We start from the raw sequence: 13,858 nt of genomic DNA on the forward strand, positions 1-13,858 counted from the left end.
ACACACATCGTGTGGGTACGTCGCCGCTGTTTCATTCAATTGGTGAGTCAGATGACGGGTCTCTTCTTCATCCATCATGTCCAAGTCGGCAAGGAGTCCACTTGAATCATTAACTAAACTGGCAACTAAGTTGTTAAAGTGTAAACTGAATCGCTCAATTGATTCTCTGGTGAATAACGAGGTGTCGTATTTCCAGAAAATATCTATTCCATGTGTGGTCACCTTTACCTTGATATCAATATCAAACTGTACCAACTCTTCGCTCCCTTTAACGGGCGAAAAGTTTACGCCAGGCAGAGATACACCTTCAGCTCCATTAACTTCCATGCTGAAAAGAATTTGGAAGATAGGAGAATGATTCGCCACCCTAGGGATGTCACAATGCTCAACTAACTGATCAAAAGGCAGATCTTGGTTGCTTTGTGCATCTTGGTGCACAGCTTTAACATGTTCAAGATACTGGCTAACTTTCTCATATTCAGTATTCACCCTGAGCACTAATGTATTAACAAAAAAGCCAATTAATGGCTCAAGTTCGGTTTGGGTTCTATTGGCGACAGGTGTGCCAATTACAATGTCATGGCTATTACTATATTTTGAGAATACAAGCGATAAACAAGCATGCAGCAACATAAATGGAGTCATCTTACTTTCTTTAGTAAATGCTAACAGACGATTAAATACATCCGGTTTAAGACGACTAATAACCAATTCACCTCTAATTTGTTTTTGTATTGGGCGAGGAAAATCTAACGGTAAACTATGTACAACTGGTATATCGGCCAACTGTTCACGCCAATATTCCAGTTTGCTTTCTAATAGTTCTTCTCGGTAGTAATCATGTTGCCATTGCGCATAATCTGAATATTGAATAGCTAGAGGAGAAAGCGGATTAACGCTGCTTTCTGAGATCGCTTGATAAATTGCTGTAAACTCTTTTATCAAAACACCGAAAGACCAGCCATCAGAAGCAATATGATGCATATTAAACAGCAATATATCTTCTGAGGATGTACGAACGAAAGCCGCTCGCACCATTAAATCAATTTTTAAATCAAAGGGTTTAGTGATTTGTCCAGAGACTATCTCTTCTGCTCGTCGCCGCTGTTCTTCCGAATCAAACTTCGTAAGATCAAATTGCTCAATTGCAAAATGATAATCACGTTTAATAACTTGATACGGCTCTCCATTATCACTCAAAAATACCGTGCGTAACGCCTCATGCCTTTCAATAATAGTGGTAAGTGCTTGCTCAGCAATACCCACATCAAACTGACCTTCAACCTTCAAAGCTAAAGGCATATTATATTCGGCACTACTTCCTTGTAGGTGGTCGATAAACCACAGACGATGTTGAGAAAAAGACAAAGGAATCTTATCAGGCCTAACAGAAGCTACAACAAGACTTCGGTTATCGATATTATTTCGGGATAAGTATTTGACTATATTATCTTTATTGTCTTTCAGTTGCTGTTTCAATTCATCAGTAAATGTTCCTTTTCCTGCATGAACCAGTAACTTCCCCTGCTTTAATGTGACCCGAATCCCATTGTCTTTTAAACGCAATAATAATTGCTCAACAGCCATCATATTTCAAAAACCTCTTCTAACTCCTCACCTTTTTCCTGTTTTAGCCACATTCTGAGTTCAATGACTTTGGCAAGTTGCGCGATTGTCTGTGCCTCAGCAACGTCTTCAAAAGACAATGTAATTTGAAACTCTTTAACAACTTTTGCCAGTAAGGTTGTTGCTGTAAGTGAGTCTCCTCCCACTGCGAAGAAGTCATCATTAATACCAACTGGATGATAACCCAACACGGTTTGCCAATGCTTAGCGAGACCTTGCTCAATTTCAGTTTGCGGTGCGACATATTCTGTCGTTGTTAATCTATTACTCTGTGCGGCTTGAGCTTCAACAGCTTGCTCTGAAACCTCCTCATTCAGCGTGGTTTGCCACTGAGATTCAACTGTAGTTTGCAGCTGTGCGCCATACTCAGGCATGATAGACACAAGCTTTTCAATAAACGCGTGCTGAGCTTGTTCTAGTGCACTTATAAGCTCATCAGAATGCTGCTCAGACTCGGCAAATGATAATCTCACCCCTACTTTAAGTGCACGTATATCTTTGTCTTTGTTGTCTGCTGATTCAGCCAGCTCTTTTAAACTTTGATGTTGACGATAACGCTCTGTATCGGTTCCCTCTGACTCTTGCACCCAGAACGACTGAGTTTGAAATACAGTACCAGGTAAGCTGCCAATCTTGCCAATTTGTTCAGGTGAGAATGCTGGCTTGTCAAACTTAACATTACCGTGCCACAGTTGTGACTTAGCCAATAACAATGACTTAACTTCGTCGAGCGAGTCCAACTGTCTTGGCAAACATGCAAAAGCTATTTGCGCATGCCCAAGAGTCGCTTTTGAGAAAGACGTTAATGCAGAGCCCGGACCAACTTCTAATAATAGCGACGTTTCCATCTCTTCGAAAATGGAGCGAATCGCTTTGGCAAATAACACTGGTTGTCTAATTTGCTCAATCCAGTAATCACTTGTGCAAAGATGTTCATCGTCAACTAATTCGCCTGTTAATGTTGAATAAAAAGGAAGTGAAGGGCTATGGAACTCAACCTCTTCAAGCTTTTCCTTAAATGCAGGTAACATTCCTTCCATCATAGGACTATGAAATGCATGTGAAGTCTTTATGTCTTTATAACTAAGAGCCTGATTTGTGAGCACATGTACTTGCTGCGCCATTGATTCTTCATCCGCAGCCAAAACGATGTGGTGCTGACTATTAATAGCAGCAATTACAACGTTGTCACATAAGACCTGCTCGACCTGCTCAACAGTTGCATTAACAGACACCATTTTTCCACGAGGCATTTCTGACATTAACTTGCTGCGATAGAAAATCAACATTATCGCATCTTCGAGTGTTATCACGCCAGCAATGCAGGCTGCGGTAAACTCACCTAAACTATGTCCAGTGACAGCATCAGGCAAGATCCCCATACTTTTCCACATTTTTACCAAGCTATACTCGACTGAAAATACTGCCAACTGCGTAATTTCAGTTTGTGCCAGTAAATCACCATGCTCACCAAAGATATAACTTTCCAACGGTGCGGGCAGGTATTGTCCAGCCAACTCACAACACGCATCCATATGTTGCTTGAAAGTCACATTACTTTGATACAAACCTTGAGCCATCTTCAGGTATTGGCTCCCCTGGCCCGGAAACATAAATACAACATCGCTTTTTGATGTTGATACAGATTGCTGGCATAACTCAGAACTACTTCCTTTAAGCTGAGCCAGCAATTGCTCTTTCTCTTTGCATATTGCACTGAATTTGTATTCAAAAGGGTGTCGGCCAAACGTCAAAGTATGTTCCATATCAGCCAGTATTACTGTGTCGTCTGTCTCAAGTTGATGGACAAGCTGCTGTTTTAGCTGATCAAGAGCCTTAGGCGACTTTGCTGATAATGGAATAAAGTAATACGGTTGAGAGTTCGTCTCAGCACTTATTACTGGCGCCTGTTCCAGTACTAAGTGAACATTAGTTCCCCCAACTCCAAACGAACTTACACCAGCACGACGAGGGTAATCCTTAGACTCCCAAGATGCGTGTTGATCACAAACATAAAACGGTGACTGTTCTATCCTGAGTGCTGGGTTTGGCTCACTATAATTTAAGCTTGGCGCATACTCACCATGATGAACACATAATGCAGCCTTAATCAAAGATGCGATCCCAGATGCAGCGTCAAGGTGGCCAATGTTAGTTTTTACAGAACCAATAGCACAATATTGGTTTCTTTGCGTAAACTGTCTATATGCTTCTGTTAAAGCGGTCATCTCAACAGGATCACCAATCGGCGTTCCTGTACCATGCGCTTCTATTAAGCCAATAGTATCCGGATCAATATCACTTACCGACAACGCTTCTAAAATGACATCACGTTGCGAATCAACATTGGGTGCGGTGTACGCCATTTTATCCGAACCATCATTGTTGGCCGCAGTTCCTTTTATCACAGCATAGATTTTATCGCCGTCCTCAATAGCGCTGGATAGCCTTTTCAGTAAAACCATACCAACACCGTTGCCTTGCACTGTACCCTGTGCTTGTTTGTCAAAAGCCCGGCAGTAACCATCAGGAGACATGATAGAACCAGGAGCATAAAAATACCCCTGTGAGTTACTTGCATCTACCTGCACTCCACCGGCCAGGGCCATATCACATTCCTCACTGATAAGGCTTTGGCACGCCAGATGTACTGCCAATAGGGAGGACGAACATGCTGTTTGCACTGTCATCGCTGGCCCAGTTAAATTGAGTTTGTAAGAGACTTGTGTAGCCAGGAAATCTTTTTCGTTCAAAATTCGCGTTTGCAGCTGGTTTTGATTGGCAAGTGCGGGATTATGACTTATCAACCTTTGTAAGTAGTCACCCGTGCCCATACTGCAGAAGTTTCCGATACTTCCCGAATAGTTAAAGCTGTCATAACCCGCATCCTCAAGCGTATGCCAGCTTGTTTGCAATAATAATCGAATCTGGGGATCCAATAACATTGCATCCGATGGTGAAACTTGGAAAAAGCCAGCATCAAATTGGTCGGTATCTTCTAATTGAATACTTGCACTGACGAAGTTTGGGTTTGCAATAACCTCTTCGGAAACGCTAGCGTTTACCAGCTCTTCTTCGCTGGCAAAACGCGTGCTGTTTACACCATCACGCAAATTGCTCCAGTATTCTTGTACATTTTTCGCCTTTGGAAAGCGTCCTGCCATACCGATAATTGCAACGTCAAATTCTGAACATTCTTGGCTAAACATGATATTCCCTTCCTTATTCTACAGTCATATTGTTTTTAGTCTTACGACGCTTTGGCATCGACTTTCTTCGGGTCACGGCTTTTTCTTGTTTTACAGGTTTTGTTGCTTTCGTTTTTAAACCCGTTTTGATTAAAGCTGCTTGCTCCATGATTGTTTTATGGCGGAACAAATCGATGATCGAAAGCTCGATGTCAAATTCTAACTTCATCTCTCGTTGCAGATTAACGATGTCGAATGACGTACCACCTAGCTCGAAAAAGCTTATATCTACAGGACTATTCTCCCGCTTCAGGACTAAGTTCCATATATGTGCAACTTTCTTTTCATGTTCACTTACTGCAACTTTGTTAGACTTAAGCTTCATTTGCTCATTTGCCATGCGCTTTAATGACGAAACGTCAAGCTTGCCATTTTGCAGCATTGGAATCTTTTCTAAGAAGAATATTTCCGAAGGAACCATGAATTCAGGCAACTTCTCTAAGAGCTTTTGCTTTATGTCGGTGTCCGTATAGTTTTCAATAGAGGTTGCCTGCTCTGACTCTCCAGGCCGGAAACGGCGGTTATGCGCATAAAGCATGTAAACATTAAACTCACCTTCTTCATCCGTATTGGCGCGAATAAAGTCATCGACAAATACTTCGAAACCATGGCCTTCAAGTGTATCAGTAACAAACGCCAAATGTTCATCACCATCGACTTCCATTGCCACTTGTTTGATACGAGGCCAATATTCATCCTCTATGCCTTGCAGCGCCAGGCACTCACTTTTCTCTATATCGATTTTAAGTAAATCAATCTGTTTGATACTCTGCGTTTTAATTACATTAGAGATTGTGTCTAAACGACATTCTACATCTTGAGATTGATAAACTTCCTGCAGATACTTTTCAACATCATTTCTGGAGTCGCCCTGAAGAAGATCTGTTCCATCTCCTATAACAGCCCTTGCCGCCGCTTTTTCACTTTCAATATTAGCAAAGCGACCAGATAAGCCAGACATATTTTGATAATAGGTAAACGTGGCTGTTTCAGGTTTATTGGAAATACCACAGTTGAATAAACGCCCATTAATATTTCGATGTTCGAAGTTCTTTTTCAATGCAGAAAAAGTTTGTGGAATCGGTTCAAACGCAAAGAACTGAGCGAGTGGCTGGCGTTGTTGCGCAGCCATTGTAAAAGCCCCGACATTCGCCCCAACATCCATTACAACATCTCCAGGCCCAATTTCAATTCCATGTTTAAAGTAAATTTCATCTTCAAATATTTCTTTGTATAAGCCACCAAGCTGATGATCACTTTGATGAAAGATTAACGAGCCATCCGTAAAGCTGTATGGTTTAGCTTCTTCTTCCGCAGGAAGTTGCGTATACCCACCAACAACCAGATCGGATTTGACAACATATGCTGCTAGATAAACGTCGTCCTCACTTCTACTCTTAACAACAATTTTGCAATCTTTGATTCCATTCAGCTCTGTAATATTCTTCTCTATTTCCTTTTGTTCGATTCGATAGCCGTTAATTTTAATTTGGTCATCAATACGGCCAATATATTCGAAGTATCCATCGGCGGTCATTCGCATTGAGTCACCAGTACTATAATAAGTACCTGCTCCTAATGCCCCTAGGTCAACCTGAGCAAAAGACTTGGCGGTTAATTCAGGCTTATTCCAATATCCTTTTGATACACCACTACCACCAATATGCAATTGGCCAGACACACCAATAGGAACTGGCTTTTTGTTTTCATCTAACAATAAAAATTCGGTGTTATATATCGGCTTACCAATAACAACTCGCCCGTCTGTTACTTCATGCCATGCTGACCAAACTGTTGTTTCGGTTGGACCATACATGTTATGACAGCGTCCACCACTGATGCTTGTCAGTTGCTCTACCAACGTCTTAGGTAATGCCTCTCCACCAAGCAACCAGTCAGTCACCTTTAGCTCGCACGCATTTTGTTCATATTGTTTGAGCAAAATTTTCATTTGAGATGGTGTCATTTGCACATGACTAATATCATGTTTCTCGATGAGTTCTAATTCACTCATATAATTAGAGCTTGATAAACTGTTCTCAAGCTCCCAAGTCGTTTGATGTTTTTTTCTAGCAACAGTTAACTTTTCTAAGCTAGACAAAACTTTGTCGGATTTTACGCCAAAGTCAATTAGTGATGCTATCTCAGTTACACCTAAGTTGTGGATCTGGCTCAACAGATCTTGACACGACTCAACAGTGCCAAAGAGCGCACTGGTTTGACTTAACCGTTCGAACGCTATATCAATGATTTGCGCTTTTTGCACTTCCATATCCATGCCCATCTCTTGCGCAAATGGTGCAATCAAGTTAACTGAAGAGCCGATATAACCTTTAAATGGCTCAGCCGTCGTAGACAGTGCCATATCAGTAGTTACATCCAAATATGTATGTAACATTAAAGTGATTTCTTTATCACCTATAGCATGACCATGTTTTTCCAACTCAGCGTGGTAAATGGCAATATTGTCTTTTAACTGATTCATTGTTTGACCCAACATATGAGTCAAAATATTTGCGCCTACCTGACCTGCATAACGGAAAGTTTCAGGGTTACCTGCGGCAGTTATCCAAGTTGGCAGCTCTTTTTGTTTTGGTGTTGGACGAATCGCAACTTCGTGCTCTTGACCTATACCATTCTTCCTAATAATCGTTTTTCCTTGCCACAAGTCTTGGAGCTGAGCATGCTTTTCTCGCAACATCTGATGCCTATTTTCATAGTCAGCTCCTTGGAAAACGAAATCATTTGGATGCCAACCTGACGCCAGGGCAAGTCCAACACGGCCATCACTGAGGTTATCAATCATCGACCATTCTTCAGCTACCCGGATTGGGTCGTGCAAAGGTAGCACCACACTTCCAGCGCGAAGCTGAATATGCTTTGTAATTGTTGACAGAGCAGCACAAGTGATGGATGGGCTAGCAAATGCCCCTCCAAACTCCCCAAAATGCCGCTCCGGTAGCCAAACAGACTTAAAGCCATTTTGGTCAGCCAACGTAGAAGACCTAAGCATCAAGTCGTACTTATCTTCTTCCCTGCTATCCGCAGAGAAAAACATAATACTAAAATCGAGAGGTTTAGTTGTTTTGTTGTTTTCAAACTTGACTAGATCTGCAGGCTTACTTTGTTGTAACACAACCTTTTTGCCTCGCGATAATGTCCAGATTAGTTCGATGATAGAGATATCAAAACTAATACTTGTTTGTGCTAGCCAGGTTTGTTCCGCATTTTCGTCAAATGTCTCATCCAGGCTTATCAGCAGGTTTTGTAAATTGCGGTGACTGACTTCCACCCCTTTTGGATTTCCTGTTGTGCCTGAAGTGTGAATGATATACGCGGTATCATCACCTTCTAAAGTCACGGAGGGTAGTGTAGCCTGCAACGCATCTTTTTGTGTATCAACAAATAAAATTGGGCACTCTATGCCTAACTCAGAAACCTTCGACTCTAAGATTGATAAAGATAAAACGCAGTTGGGTTTTGTATCATCACATATATAACGTATACGTTGCTGTGGATAGCTCGGATCTAATGGCACATACGCTGCGCCTAAGCGGAAGCAAGCATACATAGCACAAACCATATCTATGGTTCGAATAAAATAAAGTCCAACTCTATCACCTTTGTTAACCCCAGCATCAACAAGGTAGCTCGCAATTGAATCAACTTTTTTATTAAATTGACCAAATGACAACTCGTCGTCTTGGAATATGATGGCTGTTTTATCAGGTACATTTGCAGCCAACTCTTCAATATATTGGCTAGGGTTTATTAATGGCGGTAATGGCTCTTGAGTAGCATTGATACTCTCAATAAGTGTTTTTTCATCTTCCGTTAATACACTATGCTCACTCAATAATAAGTCAGGAGAGTCCAGCATGCTCTCTAACATAGAGACAAAGTGCTCAGCCATTCTTATCACTGTTTGCGGAGTAAATAATAAATTATTGTATTCGAATATTAGCTCGTGTGTCCCCCCCCTGTTTACAATATTTAGTGACAAATCATATTTTGCGAGTTGCTCATTCTGATCGCCAAGATTGAATACACTTTGCTGGAATTCACTCACAGTCTGACCAACAGGAGCATCTAAATAATTAACCAACACCTGAAAAAGTGGCGAGTAACTGGCACTTCTAACAGGGTTGACCGCTTCAATGATCTCTACCAATGGTGTTTGTTGGTTAATGGATGCTTCTTGCAGAGTTTCAGATACTTGAGATATCAATTGTTTAAAAGTTTGTTGTTCCGTGAGCTGGGTTCTGATCGGCAATGTATTTATGAACAGGCCAATCATTTGCTCAACGTCAGAGAGCTCGCGGTTCGCAAATGGTACACCGACTACAATGTCTTTTTGAGCCGTATAACGACTTAAGAAACTATTAAATGCAGACAATATCAAGTTGAACTGACTGGCACCTAGCGCCTGACTCAGCTGAGCCAACTTCTTGTTTTGGGACTCTAGTAGCGCCACTTGATAGGTTGCGCCAGCAAAAGTCATTTGACTAGGTCGAGTATTATCAAAAGGTAAGTCTATTGTATCAGGTATGCCTGAAAGCTTATCTTTCCAGTACGACAGACCGTCATTATGTGTTTGCTCTTCCTGCCAAACTAAGTAATCGAGATATGAAGCTTTTTGCGCTCCACCGTCAATTTTCTCTTCACCAAAATAAGACTCTAGCTGCTGAGCCAAATGCGAGAGTGATATTCCATCACAGACAGAGTGGTGAATTGCGATATTGAGTAACATATCTTCCTCATCAAGCTGAAGAATTTGAGCTCGAGTGAGTGGAGAACCATCAAATTTAAACTTTTCTTTGATGTAGTGAACACAGTAGTTTTCAACATTACCAAAGTCTTCTACTAATTTATCTTCTGTTGATTGCTGTACCTCACAACTCATCACTTCCATAGGGTTTAATCTAGCCTGCCAATCATTATCTTGATGCAGATAACCTAAGCGTAATGCGTCGTTATGCTCAAATAAATTAGCCAGTGCGTGTGTCAGGCGTTCACCATCGATTTGATATTTAAACCTAAAGCTCAACGCTAGATTGTTGCCCTCACCTTCTTTGGTCAATTGCTCAGAAAAGAGCAAGCTTCTTTGATATTGTGAAACAGGTATTGGTTTGCCAACCTGATATTTTCCAACCAGGGACACATTGCCGTCAGATTGAGTTTGTTGAAGTAAATCAATGATACTTAGTTTATGTTCCTTCAGTTTTTCAAGTACCTCACCTTGGACAATATTTTTGGGGTCTTTGTACTTAATTTTGTTATTTTCAACATTTAGTTTTACATCGTTAGCACTTAAATGACGCAAAAGTGATTCTAAAGTATTCATATTTCTCCATCCTCAATGAACGACATTTCTTCCTGTTCATCTGCCGATATTTGGGTTAATAAGTTAAATTCGTTAATTTTCCCTGCTAACAGCTGAACCGTATTATTTTTGTATAAGTCTGCTACGGTCAGTGTTAACCCAAACTCTTTGTTAATATAATTAACACACGAAAATAATCGCAATGAGCTAAGGCCTAATTCAAAAAAGCTATAGTTCACTGATATTTTGTCTGCTGCCACCTGCAAAAGCTCGGACATCATTTCAACCAGTTGCTCCTCTACTTCATTTGAGGGAGCAATAATCTCAGATTCGGCTAAGCCTAATTCAGGCAAAGGCAACTTCTTCTTGTCAATTTTGCCATTTGCCGTTAAAGGAAACTGCTCAAGTACAATGTAAGATGACGGGAGCATGTAGCTTGGCAATATCTTGGCGAGATATTCTCCTAACTCCTTAGTCAACTCGTCATTTTGTACACCAAACTCTATATCTTTCAGGTATTGCTCTTTTAGCACGAGATAAGCCATCAAACGCTTTATCCCAAGCCCACACTTTCTGTATGAGATCACGCAAGAGTTCACCTTTTCGTAGTCAGATACTTGCTTCTCTATTTCACCTAACTCAACACGGAAACCATTAATGCTAACCTGTTCATCAGCACGACCAATAAACTCAAGGTTTCCATCAGGGAGGTATCTAACCAAGTCTCCGGTTTTATACAACAGCGCTTCATGAGCATTGTCGAAAGTATTATTGATAAATCGACCTGAATTAAGACTTGAGTCTATATAACCCTTCGCTAAACCGGCTCCACTAACATATAACTCCCCAGGCGATCCGTAAGGAGCCAGATTTCCTTGCATATCCAGCAAATATAATTTGGTGTTGTTAATCGGTTTCCCTATGGATGCCGAGTGCACTCCTAAATTATGTTGTATTTCCGTCATGGTGACTACATGCGTTTCAGTTGGCCCATAACAATTCCATAAACGACAATTTGGATGACTATTCAAAAACGCACTAATAGCAGGTGTAACAATCAGCTCTTCTCCTGCAGAGAACACTTCTTTTAGGTCAGGCAATTGCTCTTGTGTTTCAGCTACCTGCTCAGCAATAAACTGTAAAACGGCAGGAGGAATAAACAATCGTTCTACATTTTCAGCCAGAAGTAGCCTTGGCAATTCGTTCAAATTGTTTTTTGTCTGTGCACTAATACCAATTAAACAGCTTCCAGTAAACCAACATGTTGCTAATTCTTGAATCGAGACATCAAACGTATAAGGTGTAAACTGCAACGTTCGCATGCTCTTACTCACTCCATCATGCTCAGCCGTAGAATAAATTAAATTACTGATCGTACGGTGTGTTTGTTTAATTCCTTTAGGTTTACCTGTGGAACCAGATGTATAGAGAATATAAGCTAAACTCTCTGAACTTTGTGAACCAAAGTTAGGAGAGTTGCTGGGAAAAGCCTCCAATCTTGTGGTAAAAAAGTCATCAACCATTTTCATAACTTTGCAGTTATGAGGTAATTCAAATTGTTGGCAATCCCCTAGCCCATCCAAAATATAAGCTAACTGCAACTCGTCCAGTATATATTGTAATCTTGATTCAGGAAAACTGGGTTCCAGAGGAACATATGCTCCTCCAGCTTTCATAATGCCAAGTATTCCTATTATCATTTCAAAGCCACGATTTACATATAGTCCAACTGCGCTGTTTTCAACAACACCTCGTTCTCTTAAATAATGAGCCAACTTGTTTGCAGCACTATTTAGCTCACCATAAGTCATATGTTTTTCGGCAAAAGTCATGGCAACTTTTTCTGGCTCACTGTCGGCCTGTAATTCAAACAGCTCGTGGATCAGTTGTTCCGACGGATTATCGAAAGATGTTGAATTCAACTGCTCAGTTAACATAGACACTTCGTTGTCACTTAGCATAGACAGTTGAGATAAAGCATCATTTTGAGCTTCAGCCATTTGAGACAACAGCCTATTCAAGTGTTCACTAAACTGTTCAACATGTTCATGTGTAAAGATTGACGTGTCATAAATCCATGACAGCTCAATTCCATTCGCTATTTCTCTTGCACTGATATCCAAGTCAAATTTGGCAACATAGGTTTCATTTTCTACAGGACTAAATTTAACGCCTGGAATCTCAAGTTCTCCCTGCTCTGCAGTATTCATGCTGAATAAGATCTGAAACAGAGGTGTATGTTCGGTGCTTCGAGTAACGTTACAGTGCTCAACCAGTTTCTCAAAAGGAATATCCTGATGTGACTGAGCATCTTGATGTAACGACTTTATATGAGCTAAATAATCAACCAGAATTTTATACTCGGTATTCGCTCTTAACACCAATGTATTTGCAAAGAATCCAATGATGTCTTCAAGCTCACTCTGCATACGGTTCGCAACAGGAGTACCAATCACTATATCTGTGCTGTTAGAATGTCTTGAAATCAACAACGCTATTCCCGCATGCAATAGCATAAATAGTGTCATCTTATGCTCTACAGCAAGCGACTTTAACTTTTGTGCAGTTTTTGGGTTAAGTACACTTTTAACCAATGCACCACGTCGCATACTCAGCTCTGTGCGAGAAAAGTCTAAAGGTATACTATGTACAGCAGGCACACCTTCTAATTGCTTTTCCCAGTACGATAACTGTTGCTCAAGCACCTCACCTTTCAGCCAATCTCGCTGCCACTGCGCATAATCTGCATATTGAATCGCTAACACTGGTAATTGCTCACGCAATCCTTTCACAAGTCTACTGTAATTTGCTACAAACTCGTCAACTAATAAACGTGTAGACCAACCATCTGATGCAATATGATGCATGTTAAAGATAAGCACACCTAGCTCTTCCCCTATTTTAATATACGAGGCCCTGATCATTAAATCGTTACGTAAATCAAATGGGGTTAGCCTGTCTTGAGAAATAAACTCCTTAACCTTTAACTGTCTAATGCCAGTGTCAAACATTGAGACGTCATGATGTACCAAGTTAAAACTGAAATCTTGCTTAATTATTTGAACTGTTTCGTCACCTTTAACCGCAAAGACAGTTCTCAATGCCTCGTGGCGTTTAATGATCTGTGATAAAGCTAACTCTGCAGCGTTTAACTCAAACCTACCCTCAACAGTAAGGGCAAGTGGCATATTATACTCAGGACTACCGCCTTGAAGCTGATCGATAAACCAAATACGTTGTTGAGCATATGAGCTCAATATTGACTCGTCTGCTTCACGTTTTATTGGACACACGCGGCTTCTTTTCTGCATCTCTGGGGCGAGTTCCACCAGTCTTGCCAAACTTGCTATGCTGTCAGATTCAAACACACCTTTAATGCTAAGCTTTTTGTTAAAGTTGGCTTCAATGAGTGAAACAAAACGGACAGCTAATAGTGAGTGACCACCTAAATCAAAGAAGTTAGATGACATGCTAATACTATTTTTGTCTATGCCTAATAACTCAGACAACAAGATAGCAAGCTCCGTTTCCATCTCTCTGCTTGGCGCCACATACGCCCCCTGCAACGCCGTCGCATCCGCGGTCGGTAACGCCTTTTTATCTATCTTGCCATTCGGGGTCAGCGGCCACTGTGCCACCACTATCACATTCCCCGGTACCA

Annotated in this window: 4 protein-coding genes; all 4 read right to left on the minus strand. The window is 41.0% G+C overall.

Annotation, left to right across the window (positions count from 1 at the left end; all coding sequences use genetic code 11):
* Nucleotides 1-1,590: condensation domain-containing protein (locus OPS28_RS09140; protein WP_265609155.1), on the minus strand; the 1,590-nt coding region annotated here is incomplete at its 3' end.
* Entirely contained in the window at nucleotides 1,587-4,835 is a 3,249-nt protein-coding gene (locus tag OPS28_RS09145; protein WP_265609156.1) for a type I polyketide synthase, read from the minus strand. The genes OPS28_RS09145 and OPS28_RS09140, both read right to left, overlap by 4 nt.
* Before the next feature lie 13 nt (nucleotides 4,836-4,848).
* Nucleotides 4,849-10,218 carry a MupA/Atu3671 family FMN-dependent luciferase-like monooxygenase gene (locus tag OPS28_RS09150; RefSeq protein ID WP_265609157.1) on the minus strand — a complete coding sequence of 1,790 codons (5,370 nt, stop codon included), beginning with the start codon at nucleotides 10,216-10,218 and terminating at the stop codon, nucleotides 4,849-4,851.
* A partial coding sequence (locus OPS28_RS09155) for a non-ribosomal peptide synthetase (protein ID WP_265609158.1) occupies nucleotides 10,215-13,858 on the minus strand: 3,644 nt, incomplete at its 5' end. The genes OPS28_RS09150 and OPS28_RS09155, both read right to left, overlap by 4 nt.

Source organism: Alteromonas sp. ASW11-130, from assembly GCF_026183735.1.
GTDB lineage: Bacteria > Pseudomonadota > Gammaproteobacteria > Enterobacterales > Alteromonadaceae > Alteromonas.

What these genes read in the sequence shown, in the direction of transcription:
- OPS28_RS09150 (WP_265609157.1), bottom strand. Translation starts at nt 10,218, where the DNA reads ATGAATACTTTAGAATCACTTTTGCGTCATTTAAGTGCTAACGATGTA.
- OPS28_RS09145 (WP_265609156.1), bottom strand. Translation starts at nt 4,835, where the DNA reads ATGTTTAGCCAAGAATGTTCAGAATTTGACGTTGCAATTATCGGTATG.